Source organism: Bradyrhizobium sp. CCBAU 53340 (assembly GCF_015291645.1).
Taxonomy (GTDB): domain Bacteria; phylum Pseudomonadota; class Alphaproteobacteria; order Rhizobiales; family Xanthobacteraceae; genus Bradyrhizobium.
In genome coordinates this window covers 6,961,461-6,979,055 of record NZ_CP030055.1, presented here as the reverse complement: position 1 = coordinate 6,979,055, position 17,595 = coordinate 6,961,461, and the positions used below count along the sequence as shown (strand labels likewise).

Below are 17,595 nucleotides of genomic sequence, written 5' to 3'. Positions count from 1 at the left end.
CTAGATGCCGAAACAGGACAGCGCGACCTTGACCGCGGATCGCGGCATCGCCCTGAGCGAGCGCCGTCCGACCATGCCGAGATAGGAAAGCGCCTCGCGATATCTTCCGAAGCGGACCGCCTGCGTCGCCGCATAGGTCACGAGATGGACTTCAGCCGCCTGACGCAATCGGGGCGCTGCGCCTGATGGCAGCCTGCCGAGGATCAGCTCGTCGCCGAATACGCGCGCGACCGCCGGGAAGAAATCCTGCGGCGTCCGCAGCGCTGCATTCATCGTGTTGGCCGTGTGCAGGCGATAGTCGAGCAGAAGCTTTGGCACATAGGCGAACGCGCCTGTTGCGGCGAGCCGGCACCAGCAATGCCAGTCCTCGCAATAGCGGAGCGAGACGTCGAAGCCGCCGATCGCGCGGAAGGCGTCGGCGCTGATGAGCATGATGCCGCCGTTGACGATGAAATTGCCGCTGGCAAGCCGCCCCAGCACGTGGCCGGAGGGCTTGAGGCGTCCCTTCAGCAGACCGCGGCGGCCGATCGTCCGGCCCGCGCTGTCGATCGTGTTGTAGTCGCCATAGACCAGCACCACGTGCGGCGCGGCCTTTGCCGCCGCCAGCAGCGCCGCCACCGCATCGGGCCGCAGGCGGTCATCGGCGTCGAGAAACATCAACCAGTTCCCGCGCGCGCCTCGTGCGCCGAGGTTTCGCGCGGCCGATACGCCGGAAGCGTCATTCGTCGCAAGGCGCAGGCGGGGATCGTGGTTGGAGCGTACGATGGCCACGGTGTCATCGGTCGATCCGTCGTCGACGACGATCACCTCGGTGACGCCATCTTGCGCCAGCGCGCTTGCGATGGTCTCGCCGACATAGGAAGCGGCATTCTTCGCTGGGATGATGACCGACACCCAGGACATCGTCGCACGCGCATCCGTCGCCGCAGGCGCTGCGGTCGGTGCTTCGAGCGTGGCGTCGGCGAGGGTCAAGCGATGGCTCGTCGTCTTTAAGGTTTCGTTAACCGGGCGGCGTCGTGAGGTCGCCGCGAATGATACAGGCATAACGATCAAATCGTTGTTGCGAAGGCCGTCTCGCTGGCGGTTTCGTAGATTAGCGTTAAACCCTGCGGCGTTAAGTCTGTCGCAGCTTTCGAGAGGTGCAGTGGCCGGTCGCATGCGAGAATGCGGGCCTTGATGCCGCGGATGGATGCAAGTGCCCGCAAAGACATTCGATTACGATCCCGACGACATGGTCCTCAACCTTTTCTACGAGGACAAGGACGATCGCTGGTTTCCCGGCGACCGCCATCTGCGGCGCATGGCGCGCAGGATGCTGTTCGGCGAGCCGCGCATGAGCGGTCAGCTCCGCGTGTTCCTCAATCTGTGCGCAGGCCTCGACCGGCTCGGCATCCGCTACCGCGTCAATGATTACCGCTATATCGCGGAGCATCCGGAAGAGGTGGCGTGCATCATCGGCCGCGCCTTCCTGCTGGACAAGTTCGCATGGAAGAATCCGATCCTGCTCGGCGTTGCCGCGTATAACCATCCGCTCGACGATCCCGACCTGTTCAAGCGCCTCCCGGTCAAGAAATTCCTGGTGCCCGGCGACTGGTACGCCGAGATGTACCGGCCGCATTGGCCTGACACGGAAGCCTGGCCCGTGGGCATCGATACCGATCTGTGGGCGCCGTCGCGACCGCGCGACAAGACCATCGACGTCCTGCTCTACGACAAGGTGAGCTGGGACCGCGACCGCCACGTGTCCGAGCTGGTCGAGCCGGTTCGCGCGCGATTGATTAGGGAAGGCCGCTCGTTCACCGAGCTGCGTTACGGCAGCTACAAGGAGGAGGATTACCAGGCTGCGCTGGCGCGCTCGCGCGCGATGATCTTCCTGTGCCAGAACGAGAGCCAGGGCATTGCCTATCAGCAGGCGCTGTCCTGCGGCGTGCCGGTGTTTGCCTGGGATCCTGGCGGCCCCTGGCCGGATCCCGACTATTATCCGCACCGGGTGCAGTTCGAGCCGGTGTCATCGGTGCCCTATTGGGATGATCGCTGCGGGCTCAAATTCACCGACCGCGCCGGCTTCGAGGACCGCTGGTCTGATTTCTGGGCCGGCTGCACCGCCGGCAAATTCGATCCGCGCAGCTATATCCTGGACAATCTCACGCTGGAGCAGCGCGCGCTGCAATATTACGAGATCGCGCGCAGCGTCGCGCGACAGAGCCAGGTTCCTGCCGCCGCCGGCATGCTGGTTGACGGATGGTTAACGGGGATGGGCTAGACCTGTCGGGGTCCCCCATCGTCCCGTATGGCCTCGAGGCATGGATCGCAGCGCCGCAGACATGACCGACGTCGAGGCCCGCTCGTTCGGCCATGCGCTGCGCGGGGAGCTTGCCGGGCTCAACGTCGTGCAGGTGGCGCGCTGCCTGATCGCGGTGGCGGCCGTGCTGCTGGTCATGATCACGCTCGATCCGTTTCCCGACCTGCGCAGCGAGGACGTCGCCAATGTCGTCGGCGGGCGCATGGCGCTGAACTACGTCACGTTCGGCCTGCTCGCTGCGGTTGGCGTGCTGTTCGTGCTTGCCACCGATGCGCCCTCGCTGAAGACGCTGGTGACGCCCCTGCATCTTTGCCTCGTCGGCTGGATGCTGATCAATGTCGTTCTGTCGGAGAGCCGCGATGTCTCGATCCAGCGCTTCGTGCTCGCGGCGAGCGTGACCTCGCTCGCGGTGATCCTGCTGCTGCTACCGCCGACGCAGCGAAGCTTCAACCTCTGCCTCGGCGTCGCCGCGCTCCTGCTGCTGGTTGTATGCTATCTCGGTGTCATCCTCGCCCCGCAATATTCGATCCACAGCGCGCTCGACATCACCGAGCCGCAGCTCGCCGGCGATTGGCGCGGCAGTTTTGGCCACAAGAACGTGGCGTCGCCGGTGATGACCATCCTGGTCTATGTCGGCATTTACCTTTCCGCCGCCGGCTCCTTCGTGATGGGGCCCGCGATCGCCATACTGGCCGGCATCTTCCTGATCTTCACCGGCGGCAAGACCTCGTCGGTGCTGTGCCTTTCCATCTATGCCCTGGCCTCGCTGGTCTACGTCACGCGAAGCCTGTGGCTGAAGCGGATCATCTGCTTCGCGCCGCTGATCGTGATGAACCTGCTGACGGTCGGCAGCGTCATGAGCCCGGTGCTCGGCAGCATCACGCGGATGCTTCCGATCGATCCCACCTTCACCGGCCGTTCCGACATCTGGGAATTCGCGCTCGCCGCCGTGGCGGAAAAGCCGATGACCGGGCACGGCTATGCTGCTTTCTGGGACGACGTGACGGAGCGGCAGACCGCCAAGGGCTCCGAATGGGCGGTGACTGCGGCTCACAGCCACAACAGCTATCTCGACCTCGCCGTCACCATCGGCCTGCCGGGCCTGCTGCTGGTCGTTCTCATCTTCGTCTGGGCGCCGCTGCGCAATTTCCAGGAGACCCAGGCGCACAATCGCAGCAACGCGCTGGGCAAGCTGTTCCTGACCATCTGGCTGTTCGGCCTGTATTTCGGGACGACCGAGACCTTCCTGCTCGAACGGCAGAATCCGGTCTGGTTCATGTTCGCCCTCGCGGTCGCCGGCCTGCATTTCCTGGCCAGGTTCCAATGCGTCGCAGAAATGGAACCTCGCCGCTGACCACGCGGTCGCGGGGCGGGAGACCATGCGTGCGACAGGACGGTATCGATTTAACGATAAGCGGCGACATAACTTGTGGTCTGCGGCAAAACATAATCTATCTGGACATGTTCAGTAATCGTATGCCCAGCAAATGGCGTTTCTCAGCGTCGAGCAGTTAGACGGTCGCGTGTCCAGCACGGCGGGGATCTCGATTGATTTCTTGCGCGACTGGCGGCAGGCCGCGTTGCGCCTGAACGACGGCCGTCGCACCGCGTTCCAACATGGTTACTGGCTCGGCGCCTGGTACGAGGCCTTTCATGCCGTCGCGCCGCTGATCGCCGTCATCACCGATGCGACGACCGGCAGCGACATCGCGATGGTGCCGATGTTTACCCATACGCGGCGCGGTATCCGCGTCGTCGAGTTTGCCGATCTCGGTGTCTCCGACAACAACGCGCCGATCCTCGCCCGTGACGAGAGTTTCGATGCGGCCAGCGCACAGGCGATCGGCGCCGCGCTGGTCGATGCCTTGCGCACCTTGCCTGATCGTTTCGACCTGCTGCGCCTCAAGAAGATGCCGGCCTATGTCGGCGCGAGGCCGAACCCGCTGGTGTCGCTCGGCCGGCTCGGCTCCTGCTCGCTCAACGGCAATCTCGTGCTGATCGGCGACGATTATGCTGCCTATCAGGCGTCGATCAAGCGCATGCAGATGCCGCGCTGCTGGCGCGTGTTCAGCCGGCACGCCGGCGCACGGTTCGAGCTCGCGACCGACGTTGCTCGTGCGCATGAACTTCTCGACGTGATGGACCTGCAGCAGCAGGAGCGTATGCGGCAGCTCGGCTCGCGGTTCGTCCTCAACGACGGGGCTCACGCCCACTTCTACCGCGAGGTGGCCCGCCAAGGTGTTGCGGAAGGCTATGCGGTGATCTCCGCGCTGGTCTGCGACGAGGGCATCGTCGCCACCACGCTCGGCGTTAGATATGGCGCGACCTATTACCTGCTGCGGATCGGCCATGCTGGCAAGCCGTGGGCAAATTGCTCGCCGGGTCTGCTCGTGACCGAGCGCACCATGGCGGCGTTGCATGCGCAGGGCGTGCGGCGCTTTGATCTCAGCATCGGCAACCACGACTACAAGCACCGCTTCGGCGCCGAGCCGGTGCCGCTGACCGACGCCAGCGTCGCCCTGTCCTGGCGTGGGCTGCCCTTCGTCTTGCGCGATCATGCTGCGCAGGGCTTGCGCCGCTATCCGCGGCTCGCCGCCTTGGCGGCGCGGGCGATGGGCAAGGGCGCGCGCTAGAATTAGGCCTGAGTCCCGCGTGTCGTTAAGTCCTGGGGTTTCTGCTCCCGGAGAAGGGGCGGCATTCCCTTGAGAAAATGCCGCCCGGGTCGCGTCTAGGTCAGCCGTGAATTTAGCCGTGCAGCTTTTTCGCGGTCTCGGCGATCTGGCGGCCCTGATAGCGCGCTCCGGCGAGCTCGTTGGCGCTGGGCTGGCGGCTGCCGTCGCCGCCGGTGATCGTGGTGGCGCCGTAGGGCGCACCGCCGGTGACCTCGTCGAGCTTCATCTGGCCGGCGAAGCCGTAGTTCATGCCGACCACGACCATGCCGAAATGCAGCAGGTTGGTGATGATCGAGAACAGCGTCGTTTCCTGCCCGCCATGCTGGGTCGCGGTCGAGGTGAAGGCGCCGCCCACCTTGCCGTGCAACGCGCCCTTGGCCCAGAGCCCGCCGGCCTGGTCGAGGAAGTTCGCCATCTGCGAGGCCATGCGGCCGAAGCGCGTGCCGGTGCCGACGATGATCGCGTCGTAATTGGCGAGGTCTTCGATCTTGGCAATTGGTGCTGCCTGGTCGACCTTGTAGTGGGAGGCCTTTGCGACTTCGGCCGGCACCAGCTCAGGCACGCGCTTGATGTCGACGCTGGCGCCGGCCTCGCGCGCGCCTTCAGCGACGGCATTGGCCATCGCTTCGATATGGCCATAGGCGGAATAATAGAGGACGAGAACTTTGGTCATGGTGGTCTCCGTTGGATGCAGATTTGCCGGGTTGAGTTGTCTTGTTCGCTGTCATTGCCGGGCTTGACCGGCAATCCGTCGCGCGTCTTACGAAGGCGATGGATGCCCGGCTCAAGGCCGGCATGACGAGTTGAGGTGTCGTTACGCGGCGTCGACGAGCACGAGCTCGGAGTCTTCCAGCGCCGTGATCCTCAGTTTTTCCTCGTCGCGGATCGCGGCGCCGTCGCGTGCATTGACGCGCACGCCGTTGATCTCGACTGCGCCTGCCGCCGGGACGAGATAGAGGTGCCGCGCCTTCTGCGGCTCGTACTCTGCGCTCTCGCCGGCCTTCAGCGTGGTGGCGAGCACCCGCGCATCGGCGCGGATCGGCAACGCGTCGGTATCGCCTGCGATGCCGCTTGCGATGGTGACGAGCTTGCCGGAGCGGTCCGCCTTCGGAAACGGCTTCGAGCCCCAGGTCGGCTGACCACCGCGCGACGTCGGCTCGATCCAGATCTGGAAGATCCGGGTCCTGGTCGGCTCCAGATTGTACTCGGAGTGGCGGATGCCGTTGCCGGCACTCATCACCTGCACGTCGCCCGCCTCAGTACGGCCCTTGTTGCCGAGACTGTCCTGATGGGTGATCGCGCCTTCGCGCACATAGGTGATGATCTCCATGTTGGCGTGGGGATGGGCGGGAAAGCCGGTGTTCGGCGCGATCTCGTCGTCGTTCCACACCCGCAACGCGCCGTGGCCCATGTTGTTCGGGTCATAGTGACTGGCGAAGGAGAAATGATGTTTTGCCTTCAGCCAGCCGTGATCGGCGCCGCCAAGCTCGTTGAAAGGTCTGAGTTCGATCATTTGCGTCATTCCTTGGTTGATGGCGCTTGGATAAGCCTCCGCCTGTGGTATAGAAATAGAAACTGTTGAAACGCATTGTTTCCTGAAGTGACCCTACGGATCGACCCATGGCCAAACTCCCCGACTTCGAGGCGCTCGCGATCTTCGCAAAAGTCGTGGAATTGCGGTCGTTTGCGGGAGCTGCGAGCGAGCTCGCGATGTCCAAGGCGACGGTGTCGAAGGCGGTCACGCGGCTGGAGGAGCGTCTCGGCGCCCGGCTGTTCAACCGCACCTCGCGCCGCCTCGCGCTGACCGACGCCGGCCACAAGCTCGCCGATCGCGCCACGCGCCTGCTCGCCGATGGTGAAGCGGCCGAGAACGAGGCACTGGCGCAGTCGGTCGCGCCACGCGGCCTGGTGCGGCTCGCGGTGCCCATGACGTTCGGGATCAAGGCGGTGGCGCCGCTGCTGCCGGAGTTTTTCGAGACCTATCCGGAGGTCTCGGTCGATCTTCATTTGAGCGATGCGACTGTCGATCTGATCGGCGAAGGTTTTGACATGGCGGTGCGGATCGCGCGGCTGCCGGATTCCTCGCTGATCGCGCGCCGGCTCTTCACCATGCCGCGCTTCACGGTGGCGGCGCCGTCCTATCTCAAGAAGCACGGCCGGCCGACGCATCCGATGCATCTGGCCGAGCACAAATGCTTCGCTTACGCCTATCTCTCGACGCCCAATGTCTGGCACTACACCAATTCCGCCGGTGAGCAGGCCAGCGTTCGGCCCGGCGGCCAGCTCCGCGTCAACAATGGCGAAGCCGTGATGCCCTCGCTGCTATCGGGCCTCGGCATCGCCGAGCTGCCCGAATTCATCGTCGGCGAGGCCATCTCCTCCGGCGCCGTCGAAGTGATCCTGAAAGACTGGAAGCAGGCCGAAGGCGCCGTGCACCTCGTCACTCCACCCGGCGGCCCGCGCCCCGCGCGCGTCGAAGCGCTCAGCGATTTTCTCGCAGCGAAGTTGCCGGGTACCTGCAAGCGGCGGCCGAAGAAGGGCGGGAAGGCGGGGTAGCATTGGTAAGGTGGGCACGGCTCCGTCGGCTCGTCATTGCGAGCGCAGCGAAGCAATCCAGAATATCTCCGCGGAGGGATTCTGGATTGCTTCGTCGCATCAGCGCAAAATTGCTCCGCAATTTTGTCGCGAGCTCCTCGCAATGACATGGACCCGCCTACGACACCATCACCCCGTCGATCGCGACGATGCGCAGGCTCGGCTTGAGCGTCTTCTCCAACTGCGACTTCAACTCATGTACGCGCGGGTCGGTCGAGCGCGCCGCGCACACCGCATATTGATGCACGGATTGCGTCAGGGCGCGCCGCGCCTCCGGCGTTCGCGTGATTTCGGGTTTTGATAGCCGCAGGACGATCGCTGCAAGATTCACCAGCATCTCGTCCAGGGCGACGTCGATGGTCGCGAGTTGTCCCATGGCGCACTCCTTGGTGGGCCAACGGAGGGGGCAGGGAAGCGTTCCGCGCCGGGGCGAACATGGCTAACGCTTCGTGAACGGCTTGTCCGTGTCGATCATATGGAGGACGCGATGACGACTGCAGTCTCGTCGCCGATCAGGATGCGCCGGCGTTCTCGGACGTCGTGGCGGCCGACAGCGCGCGGCTGATTGCGGCGGTCAAGAATATCGGCAGGTTCAATAGGTTCCAGAGGAGCTTTCACATTTTGTTGTTGGTTCAGAACCGGCTCCCGCCTCATTGATTGAGAAGAATTCCCCCGACTCGGGAAGGATCACGATCATGCGAACAGAGCGGATTGCGCTGGGTGTGGCGCTTGCGATCGGCGGCATCGCCGCGCAGAGCGCAGCATTCGCCGAAGAATATCGCGGAACCATGGAGCAGCAGATGGCCTGCACGCCCGACGTCTGGCGCCTGTGCAGCGACCAGATTCCGGATGTGAGCCGCATCACCGCCTGTCTGCGAGAGAACACACCGCAGCTCTCCAGCGGGTGCCGTGCGGTGTTCCAGTCCAACAACCAGATGCCGCCGCAGCAGCAGGTCCCCCGCAACCATGCCGCGCCGCGCTATAACAATGCGCCGCCGCCCCAACAGGTGCAGCCGCGGCCTTATGACGACGATGACTAGCGTCGTCTAGGATTTGTGCTCGCAGACATCGACCCATTCGGCCGAGGTCAGCTCAGCCATCCGATCCGGTGTGATGCGGACGGCGCTGTGGGTCGACCCCGCGGCCGGCACCACGACCTCGAACGCCTTCAGCGACATGTCGCAATAGACCGGCAGCGGCGATTTCAGCCCGAACGGGCAGACGCCGCCGACCTCGTGGCCGGTGATGTCGGCGACCTCTTCCAGCCCCAGCATCTTCGGCTTGCCGCCGAACTGCGCCTTCACCTTCCTGTTGTCCATGCGCGAGGTGCCGGCGGCGACGATCAGGATCACGCGCTCGCCGACGCGCAAGGACAGAGTCTTGGCGATCATGCCGGGCTCGACGCCATAGGCTTCGGCGGCCAGCGTCACGGTCGCCGAGCTGATCGGGGATTCCATGACAGAGATGTCGGGGGCTTTCTCGGCGAAAAAGGCGCGAACGGATTCCAGGCTCATTCCAGTTGGCTCATCGAGGACTTACGGGCGGGCGGCAACGGCGGGCAGCTCCGATAGCGAACGAACCCGATAATCCGGCGCAAGGCCGAGCTCGTCCATCTGGGTGCGGATCGCCCTGAACATCGTCAGCGGTGCCACGAGTTCGTTCTCGACGCAAGCCAGCGCCATCGCCTCCGGCGTCACCCGCTCGATCCAGGCGACGTTGAGCCCAAATGATTTTGCGCCGGCGACGTCCCAAGGATTGGAGGAGACGAACAGTACCTCCTCAGGCGCAGTGCCGAGCACTTCGCCGATCAGCTTATAGGCCTCCGGGCTCGGCTTGAAGACCTTCTTCGCATCGACGCTGATGGTGGCATCGAGCAGGCGATCGAGGCCGGAATTGCGCACTAGCGCGTTCAGCATGTCCGGGCTGCCATTGGACAGGATGGCAAGCTTTCGCGGCCTCAAGGCCGCGAGCGCGGTGGTCGCATCCGGATAGAGATCGAGATGCAGGTACTTCTCGATCACGCGCTCGAATGCGTCGGTCTCATAGGCAAGCCCGAGCACGCGCAGCGTATAGGCCAGCGAGTCGCGCGTCACGGCCGCAAAATCCTGGTAGCGCCGCATCAGCGAGCGCAGCCAGCTGTATTCGAGCTGCTTGATCCGCCAGACCTGCGTGATGATCTCGCCATAGCCCGGAAACGCATCCTCGGTGATCTCAGCGACCGACTGGATGTCGTAGAGCGTCCCGTAGGCGTCGAACACGACGGCTTTGATGCTCATGGGCTGTCCTTTCGGGCCGTTGGGGTTACAAGACCTCTGCTTTGGGGAGTGCGCATAAACGTCAGGCGACCAAAGGATTTCTGGTCAGAACCTTGCTCTCAAAGTTTCCGCTCTTGGTTGGTGCCTCTGACGGCCCTCGATGATACCGACTCATATGTCTGCCTCAAAGGGATGAACTGACTTCGAGCGATCAAGCTGCTGACATCAGCTCTTGGGCCCACCTCGGACATTCCGAAGACCTTGCCGTTTTGTACCATGGACTCCGTGCCAAACCCGCAAATAAGCGCGCCAAATCGTGAGCGCAATTGGGGACGGAGATTGACAGCAACCGAAAAGCCTGCCCAAGCTAATCGCCTGCACGCGCCCGGGGGCGTCAATCTCTAAGGGGATCACAGGCGGTCGATGCGCTGGTTCCGAACCAACAGGCAGTTTGGTGGTCGTCTCGCGCTGATCGCGCTGACGCTGCAGCTCATGCTGACGTTCGGCCACGTACACGCACCGTCCGCCGCGCTCGCCTTTGCAGTGCAAACCTCACAGTCGGACAGCACGGCGCCGCAAGGTCCGAACCATAACGGACTCGCGGATATCGATTGTCCGACCTGCGCGCTGATCCAGCTCAGCGCCATATCGGCGCCATCGGTCGCCCCGGAGCTGCCCCTGCCGCTCGCGGTCGATTTCCTGGTCCTGCAGCCACGCCTCGAGCTGTCCGCGGGGGCCGAGCCGCCAGCGTCATTCCAGGCCCGCGGCCCGCCCGTCGCCTGAAGGCGGAGCCGCGCCTTGCGGCGTTTGCTGTCAAAACGCGCTTCCCAAGACGATTGAGCCGGCTTCGCGTCAAACGCTTTCGTTTGCGCGTGCCTTTCCAAGTTCCATTCGGACGAGACGCCACATGCTCGTCGATTCCCATTCCAAGCCCGCTGGCCCAAACGATTCGTTTCCGGCCACAGCGGAACCCGCCGGCCGCGATCGCGTAGCCGCTGCACCGTCGCGCGCAAAAGGTATCGCTGCGCTGGTGGTGGTGCTGTTGATCGGCGTCGCCCTCTATCGCTTCGTCGGCGGTACCCCCGGCCGTCCCGACGCGACCGTGAAACCGGCCGCGCTGATCCACTCGGGTGACGCCGTCGCGGTACCCGATGGTTCGCCAGTGCGGGGCAAGCTCGCGATCGCATCCGTCGTCGCGCGCGAGGTTCCTCGTGATCTTGCGCTGCCCGCCGTGGTCGAAGTCAATCCGGCCCGTCTGATCAAGGTGGCGCCGCCGCTGGCCGGCCGCGTCACCCAGCTGAAGGTCACGCTCGGCGAGCAGGTCAAGGCCGGCCAGCCGCTGTTCGTGATCGACTCGCCTGATCTCGCCGCGGCCTATTCGGACTACGATCGCGCCAAGGCCCTGCTGGCATTGGCGCAGAAGAACCGCGACCGCCAGCGCGGCCTGTCCAAGATCGGCGGCGCTGCCGAGAAGGATTTGCAGCAAGCCGAAACCGACTACGCGACCGCGGAGGTCGAGGACCAGCGCGCCACCGCGCACTTGAAACAGATCGGCATCGATCCCGAGACGCCGAACAAGTCGCGCACCGTGACCGTGGTGGCGCCGATGGACGGCAGCGTGACTGATCTCGGCGTTGCGCCCGGTGCCTATTGGAACGACTCGACCCAGGCCCTGCTGACGGTTTCCGATCTCTCCAGCGTCTGGGTCACGGCAAACGTGCCGGAGAAGGACATCGCACAGATCGTCAAAGGCCAGCCGGTCGACGTCCGGCTCGTCGCTTACCCCGACGAAATCAGGCACGGTAATGTGCTGTTCGTCAGCGACGTGCTCGATGCTGACACCCGGCGCTCGAAGGTCCGCATCGCCTTCGACAATTCCGACGGCCGGCTGCGACCGGGAATGTTTGCGACCGCAACATTCCACGCCGGCAGCCGGACGCTCGCGATCGCGCCAACCAGCGCGCTCTTGCTCAAGGACGACTTGACGCAGGTCTATGTCGAGACCTCCCCGTGGCAGTTCGAGCCGCGCACCGTCGATATCGCGTTCCAGCAGGGTGAGCAGGCGTTCATTGCGAAAGGCATCAAGCCTGGCGATCGCATCGTGGTCAAAGGAGGAGTGCTGCTCGGTGATTGACCGGCTGGTCACGCTGGCGCTCGAAAAGCGTCTTGTCGTCGCGATGATCTGCATCATCGTCGCGATCTACGGCGCCTACTGCTGGACCCAGTTGCCGGTCGAAGCCTATCCCGACGTTGCCGACACCGCCTCGCAGGTGGTGACCCAGGCGACGGGTCTTGCCGCCGAGGAGGTCGAGCAGCAGGTCACCATTCCGCTCGAGCGCGAGCTCAATGGCACCCCGGGGCTTGCCATGATGCGTTCGCGCTCGACATTCGGATTGTCGCTGATCACGCTGGTGTTTCGCGATGGCATAGAAGACTATTGGTCACGGCAACGGATCATGGAGCGGATCCAGGACGCGACCTTGCCGTCGGGATTGACCCCGGGTCTCGATCCGCTGTCGTCGCCGACGGGCCAGATCCTCTATTACATCCTTCAGTCCGACACCAAGAACCTGCGGGAGCTATCCGAGATCGAGCAGTGGACCGTGATCCCCGCCATCAAGCAGGTGCCGGGGGGCGCAGACGTTTCGAGCTTCGGCGGCGTCACCACGCAATTCCAGCTCGAGCTCGACCCGCAACAGCTCGTCCGCTTCAACCTGTCGCTCAAGAATGTCACCGACGCGATCTCGGCCAACAGCGCCAGCGCCGGCGGCAGCGTGCTGAACCGCGGCGAGCTCGGCTATGTCATTCGTGGCATCGGCCTGGTGCAGACGCTGGACGATCTCGGCAACATCGTCGTCACACAGCACAACGGCACGCCGATCTTTGTGCGCGATCTCGGAAAGCTGAAGCTCGCCAACCAGGAGCGCCACGGCATTGTCGGTAAGGACGGCCTCAACGACGTCGTCGAAGGCACCGTGCTGCTGCTGCGTGGCGAAAACCCGTCGCGCGTGCTGCAAGGCGTACACGCGAAGATCGAGGAGCTCAATGCGCGACTGAAGGGCGATGGCGTGCAGATCGTGCCTTATCTCGATCGCTCGGAGCTGGTCAATGCCACGGTCGAGAAGGTCGCGACGACGGTGGTGACCGGCATCGCGCTGGTGCTGGTGATCCTGATCCTGTTTCTCGGCAGCCCGCGCAGCGCCTTGATTGTCGGCACCACCATTCCGTTCGCGATGGTCGTCGCGTTCATCTTGATGCGCCACACCGGCATCTCGGCGAATTTGCTGTCGCTCGGGGCGATTGACTTCGGCATCATCGTGGACGGTTCGATCGTGATGGTGGAAGCGATCCTGCGCCGCCGCGAGGCGCGGCCGGAGCAGCCGCTCAGCGAGGCCGACGTGCGCGACGCCGCGCGGCAGGTGGCGCGGCCGATCTTCTTTGCCACCGCGGTGATCATCACCACCTATTTGCCGCTATTCGCGTTGCAACGGATCGAGGCAAAGCTGTTTTATCCGCTGGCTTACGCGGTCGGCTACACGCAGTTCGGTGCACTGGCGTTCGCGCTGCTGGTCGCGCCGGGCCTTGCCTATCTCGCGTGGCGCCGGCCGCGCCGCCTGTTCCACAACATGGTCTTGCAGCGGCTCGAGCAGCGCTATCGCGGCGCGTTGCAGGGCTCGCTGGCGCGTCCGCGGATCGTTTACGCGCTCAGCGCCGCCGCGGCCGCAGCAATCGTCATCCTGGGGTCCACCGTCTGGCGCGAATTTTTGCCGGAGCTCGACGAGGGCGCGCTGTGGCTGCATGCCGAGCTGCCGCCGGGTATCTCGCTGCGCAAGGCGACCGACATGGTCGCCGACCTGCGCCGCATCGTGAACGGCTTCCCCGAGGTCGCGTATATCGTCAGCCATATCGGCCGCAATGACGACGGCACCGACCCATGGACGCCGTCGCATATGGAGGCTGCGATCGGCCTGCGCGACTACAGGAGCTGGCCGGCCGGCGAAACCAAGGCCGAGCTGGTTCGCCACATCAAGGCGCGGCTCGACCAGGAGCCCGGCTTCGAAATTGCGGTCAGCCAGCCAATCATCGACAGCGTGCTGGACAAGGTGTTTGACCCGCATTCCTCGCTCGCCGTGAAAGTCTTCGGCGAGGATTTCGGCGAGCTGAAGCGGATCGGCAAGGACATCATCGGCGTTCTGAACCAGACGCCAGGTGTCAGCGACGCCTCGATCGACCAGTACACGCCGCTGCCGCAGATCTCGATCAAGGTGAACCGGGAGGCTGCGGCGCGTTTCGGCATCAATGTCGGCGACGTAGCCAACCTGATCTCGACCGGCATCGGCGGCGGCGCGGTCACGCAAGTCTTCATCGGCGAACGGCACTACGACGTCAGCGTTCGCTTTAGCCCGGATGCGCGCGAGAGTCCCGAGGCAATCAAGAGCCTCGTGCTCACCTCCAGCGATGGCGCGCTCATTCCGCTGTCGCAAATTGCCGACATCGGCTTCCAGACCGGCGAGAGCATGATCAATCGCGAGATGGATCAGCGATATCTCCTCGTGAAATTCAACTACCGCAACCGCGATCCCATCGCGCTGGTGAAAGAGCTCGGCCGCGACATCGACCAGAAGGTGTCGTTCGACCGGTCCAAATACCGCATCGTCTGGGGCGGGCAGTTCGAGGGCGAGCAGCGCGCCGAGGCGCATTTCCGCCTGATCCTCGGCATGGTGCTCGGCGCCATGATGGTGCTGCTCTATGCCGAGTTCGGAGTATTGCGGCAGGTGTTGCTGGTGATCTGTGTGGTGCCGCTGGCGACGCTCGGCGGACTTTTGGCCCTGCATCTCACCGGCACGACGCTGAACGTCGCCTCCGGTGTCGGCTTCATCGCGCTGTTCGGGGTCGCGGTCATGAACGGCGTCATCATGGTCGCGAACCTCAATCGCATGCGCGAGCAGGGGCTGTCTCTGGGAGATGCGGTTGTGACCGGCGCGAGCGAGCGATTGCGGCCGGTGCTGATGACGGCCGCGGTCGCGACCGCCGGCATGCTGCCGGCGGCGCTCGCCGCCGGCGTCGGCAGTGACGTGCAGCGCAGCCTCGCCACCGTGGTCGCCGGCGGCCTTGTTCCGGCGACCCTGCTGACGCTGTTCATCATTCCGACACTGTATTTCGCGATCGAGCGACGCGCCGAACGCCGCGCCGCGGAGGCAGCGAGCCGCGCTGCCCTTAACGAGAGTTGAGCAATTCATGATGCGAGGGCGTGCGCTCATCGGAAGGTATTGTGCGCGACGCGCGGCGGGCAAGGCAGTGTCGGCGCTGGCGCTTGCACTGCTGCTCGCCGATTGCGCCGTCGGACCTGATTTCGTCACCCCTCCGCCGCCCGATGTGACCGGCTACACGCCGGAGCCGCTCACGAGCACCGCCGCGGCCAGCGCTGGTTCCGGAGCGGCGCAGCGATTCGACTCGACGCGCGATCTGCCGGGCCAATGGTGGACGTTGTTTCATTCCCGCGCGCTGAACACACTGGTCGAGAGGGCGCTGGCGGCCAATGCCGACCTCCAGGCGGCGCAGGCAGCGCTCCGCGTCGCCCGAGAGAACGTTTATGCCCAGCAGGGCGCGCTGTTTCCGACGGTCGATGCCAACGTCGGCGGCATCAGACAGTTGCCGGCGATCGGCAGCCCGTCCGACGTTGGCGCCGGCGCGCCGACCTTCAATCTCTTCACCACTCAGCTCAATGTCTCCTATTCCCCCGACGTGTTCGGCGGCACACGCCGCTCGATCGAGGCGCTTGCCGCGCAGGCGGACTCGCAACGCTTTGCGCTGGAGGCGACATACCTCACGCTGACTTCGAATCTTGCCGGAGCTGCGGTGCAGGAAGCCTCGTTGCGCGGCCAGATCGCGGCGACGCAAAGCATCATCAAGATCGAGACCGACATTCGTGACCTGCTGCGCAAGCAGCGCGGCCTCGGCGCTGTTGCCGACGCCGATGTGGTGGCGCAGGAAGCTGCGTTGGCGCAGTCCGAGCAGGCGCTACCGCCATTGCGCAAGCAGCTCGCGCAACAGCGCGACCTCATCGCCGCGTTGATCGGCGGCTTTCCGAGCCAGGCTCTGTCGGAGCAATTCGTGCTGTCGGGCCTGCGGCTGCCGCGCGACTTGCCGGTCAGTCTGCCGTCGCGGCTCGTCGAGCAGCGGCCCGACATTCGCGCGGCGGAAGCCAACCTTCATGCCGCGAGCGCGCAGATCGGCGTCGCCATAGCCAACCGACTGCCGAACATCACGTTAAGCGCAAGCGCCGGCAGCACCGCAATTGCAGTCGATCAGATGTTTACGCCGGGCAACAATTTCTGGAACGTCGCCGGCGTCGCCACGCAGCCGATCTTCCATGGCGGCACGCTGCTGCATCGCGAGCTCGCGGCGAAGGCGACTTTTGACCAGGCCGATGCGCAGTATCGCTCGACGGTGATCACCGCGTTCCAGAATGTCGCCGACAGCTTGCGCGCAATCCAGGCCGACGCGGTCGCTCTGCAAAAAGCCGCGGCCTCCGAGAAGGCGGCGGCCAAAAGCCTCGAAATCTCGAGGCACCGCCTGGAGCTCGGCGATATCAACTACATCTCGCTGCTCAACGCGCAACAGACCTATCAGCAGGCGCTGGTGAGCCTCGTGCAGGCCCGCGCGGCGCGCTACGCCGATACGGTTGCGCTGTTCCAGGCGCTGGGCGGCGGCTGGTGGAACAGATCGGATGTCGAGCCGGAGCGACCGCTAACGATTTCCGACGTGCTGCAGTAGCGAGGCTCGGCACCTGCCTACAGAGCCGATACCAAGCGATGGGATCGCATTGCTCTACCCATCCTCCATGCTGACCGGATATATCTGGCCGGCTTGTCCTCGGCCACAACGGGCGAGCGGCGCCAGGGAGCGAGAGCATGCAAATCAAGCGCTGGCAACGTCTCGGCCTGTTGGCGTCAGTGATTTGGGTGGTCGCGAGTGGTCTGCTCGCATCCTGGAACGAAACCTGGCTCGCGGCCTGGAAGCTTTATTGCTCTTTCACGGCTGACCCGACATGTGCGGGCGCTACTGTCTTCTTCGTGGTCCATCGGGGTGCGATCGCCGTCATCGTGATCCTTCCCCTCGTTCTGGCCTGGCTCACCGCCTGCGGACTGAGGCGGATATGGGGATCTAGCTCTGCTTTTTGAGTCAGGCTCTCAGGATGAAGCCAAGCCGCATCGGCGCGCGTCAAAGCGACGGCCGTACACTCGGTCCTGATCCTGAGGGCCCGCCACCGGCGGGCGTCTCGAACGATGGCCATGGGGGACGTGCTCTCCCATCGCAATTGCCCCTGCGCATAATCGCCAGCGCCTCTGCTCCGCTCGGAACTTTGCCGGCGCCTTTCCGTTCCCGTTAGCGGGCACGAACATAGGCGGGCGCGATGAAGTGGATGTTGGTCGTCCTGGTAGGTGGCGTCTCACCGGTCAACACCGATCTTGTGTTCGACAAGTTCAGTGACTGCCTCTCTGCCGAGGAGCAGATGCGGCAGCACTACGCTGACGCGTTCGATGCGTGGGATCGTACGGCTGCGGCAAGGATCGACCGGCGCAGGGATTACAAGAAAGCCCGCGATATCGAAGCCAAACGGCTGCTCAGCAACGTCGGGACGTGCGTCCCGCACGGTGGCGGCGATCCGCAGCCGCTCACAGCACCGCAGCAGCAACCTTCTGCTCCGGCGTCGCAGCAACCTGCCGCGATGCCGTCGCCGCAGCCATCGCCGCGAAATTAGCGACAA

At 64.5% G+C, this 17,595-nt stretch carries 17 protein-coding genes; 11 read left to right on the top strand and 6 right to left on the bottom strand.

Annotated features, from left to right (window positions below):
* Window positions 1–903, bottom strand: coding sequence for a glycosyltransferase (locus XH89_RS33085; RefSeq protein ID WP_194468704.1), 903 nt, complete (start codon window positions 901–903; stop codon window positions 1–3).
* Between the two features lie 292 nt (window positions 904–1,195).
* Between XH89_RS33085 and XH89_RS33080 the strand changes: the two genes are divergently transcribed.
* The 3 genes from XH89_RS33080 to XH89_RS33070 all read left to right on the top strand — a co-directional run bounded on the left by XH89_RS33080 (window position 1,196) and on the right by XH89_RS33070 (window position 4,935).
* The gene (locus XH89_RS33080) at window positions 1,196–2,263 is read left to right on the top strand and encodes a glycosyltransferase (RefSeq protein ID WP_194464483.1); all 1,068 of its coding nucleotides are present in this window, start codon (window positions 1,196–1,198) and stop codon (window positions 2,261–2,263) included.
* Between the two features lie 40 nt (window positions 2,264–2,303).
* Complete coding sequence (locus XH89_RS33075; RefSeq protein WP_194464482.1) at window positions 2,304–3,656, top strand: O-antigen ligase; 1,353 nt, start codon at window positions 2,304–2,306, stop codon at window positions 3,654–3,656.
* 133 nt (window positions 3,657–3,789) lie between these two features.
* On the top strand, window positions 3,790–4,935 hold the full coding sequence (locus XH89_RS33070; protein WP_194464481.1) for a GNAT family N-acetyltransferase: 1,146 nt from the start codon (window positions 3,790–3,792) through the stop codon (window positions 4,933–4,935).
* A 112-nt stretch (window positions 4,936–5,047) separates the two neighbouring features.
* Here the strand turns inward: XH89_RS33070 and wrbA are convergent, their stop codons facing one another.
* Together wrbA and XH89_RS33060 are read right to left on the bottom strand one after the other, a co-directional pair.
* A complete protein-coding gene (wrbA, locus tag XH89_RS33065) occupies window positions 5,048–5,647 on the bottom strand; it encodes an NAD(P)H:quinone oxidoreductase (protein WP_194464480.1) in 600 nt (199 codons plus the stop codon).
* 141 nt (window positions 5,648–5,788) lie between these two features.
* Window positions 5,789–6,487 carry a pirin family protein gene (locus tag XH89_RS33060; RefSeq protein ID WP_194464479.1) on the bottom strand — a complete coding sequence of 233 codons (699 nt, stop codon included), beginning with the start codon at window positions 6,485–6,487 and terminating at the stop codon, window positions 5,789–5,791.
* Window positions 6,488–6,594: 107 nt separating this feature from the next.
* Between XH89_RS33060 and XH89_RS33055 the strand changes: the two genes are divergently transcribed.
* Window positions 6,595–7,530 (top strand): LysR family transcriptional regulator, encoded by a 936-nt coding sequence (locus XH89_RS33055; protein WP_194464478.1) that lies wholly within the window; start codon window positions 6,595–6,597, stop codon window positions 7,528–7,530.
* Window positions 7,531–7,687: 157 nt separating this feature from the next.
* On the opposite strand, the gene XH89_RS33050 is transcribed toward XH89_RS33055, so the two are convergent.
* Complete coding sequence (locus XH89_RS33050; protein WP_194464477.1) at window positions 7,688–7,945, bottom strand: hypothetical protein; 258 nt, start codon at window positions 7,943–7,945, stop codon at window positions 7,688–7,690.
* Window positions 7,946–8,264: 319 nt separating this feature from the next.
* On the opposite strand from XH89_RS33050, the gene XH89_RS33045 reads away from it, so the two are divergent.
* Window positions 8,265–8,609 (top strand): hypothetical protein, encoded by a 345-nt coding sequence (locus XH89_RS33045; RefSeq protein ID WP_194464476.1) that lies wholly within the window; start codon window positions 8,265–8,267, stop codon window positions 8,607–8,609.
* Between the two features lie 6 nt (window positions 8,610–8,615).
* Here the strand turns inward: XH89_RS33045 and XH89_RS33040 are convergent, their stop codons facing one another.
* Together XH89_RS33040 and XH89_RS33035 are read right to left on the bottom strand one after the other, a co-directional pair.
* A complete protein-coding gene (locus XH89_RS33040; protein ID WP_194464475.1) occupies window positions 8,616–9,083 on the bottom strand; it encodes a YbaK/EbsC family protein in 468 nt (155 codons plus the stop codon).
* Between the two features lie 21 nt (window positions 9,084–9,104).
* Complete coding sequence (locus XH89_RS33035; protein ID WP_194464474.1) at window positions 9,105–9,845, bottom strand: haloacid dehalogenase type II; 741 nt, start codon at window positions 9,843–9,845, stop codon at window positions 9,105–9,107.
* A gap of 402 nt (window positions 9,846–10,247) precedes the next feature.
* Here XH89_RS33035 and XH89_RS33030 point away from each other — a divergent pair, with 402 nt between their 5' ends.
* The 6 genes from XH89_RS33030 to XH89_RS33005 all read left to right on the top strand — a co-directional run bounded on the left by XH89_RS33030 (window position 10,248) and on the right by XH89_RS33005 (window position 17,589).
* Entirely contained in the window at window positions 10,248–10,607 is a 360-nt protein-coding gene (locus tag XH89_RS33030; RefSeq protein WP_194464473.1) for a hypothetical protein, read from the top strand.
* Between the two features lie 124 nt (window positions 10,608–10,731).
* The gene (locus XH89_RS33025) at window positions 10,732–11,958 is read left to right on the top strand and encodes an efflux RND transporter periplasmic adaptor subunit (RefSeq protein ID WP_194464472.1); all 1,227 of its coding nucleotides are present in this window, start codon (window positions 10,732–10,734) and stop codon (window positions 11,956–11,958) included.
* On the top strand, window positions 11,951–15,055 hold the full coding sequence (locus XH89_RS33020) for an efflux RND transporter permease subunit (RefSeq protein WP_194464471.1): 3,105 nt from the start codon (window positions 11,951–11,953) through the stop codon (window positions 15,053–15,055). The genes XH89_RS33025 and XH89_RS33020 overlap by 8 nt, the downstream gene beginning before the upstream one ends.
* 7 nt (window positions 15,056–15,062) lie before the next feature.
* Entirely contained in the window at window positions 15,063–16,601 is a 1,539-nt protein-coding gene (locus tag XH89_RS33015) for an efflux transporter outer membrane subunit (RefSeq protein WP_246767685.1), read from the top strand.
* A 137-nt stretch (window positions 16,602–16,738) separates the two neighbouring features.
* Window positions 16,739–17,008: a hypothetical protein gene (locus XH89_RS33010; protein WP_194464470.1), complete on the top strand. Its 270-nt coding sequence runs from the start codon at window positions 16,739–16,741 to the stop codon at window positions 17,006–17,008.
* A 233-nt stretch (window positions 17,009–17,241) separates the two neighbouring features.
* Window positions 17,242–17,589: a hypothetical protein gene (locus XH89_RS33005; protein WP_194464469.1), complete on the top strand. Its 348-nt coding sequence runs from the start codon at window positions 17,242–17,244 to the stop codon at window positions 17,587–17,589.
* The last annotated feature ends 6 nt before the right edge of the window (window positions 17,590–17,595 follow it).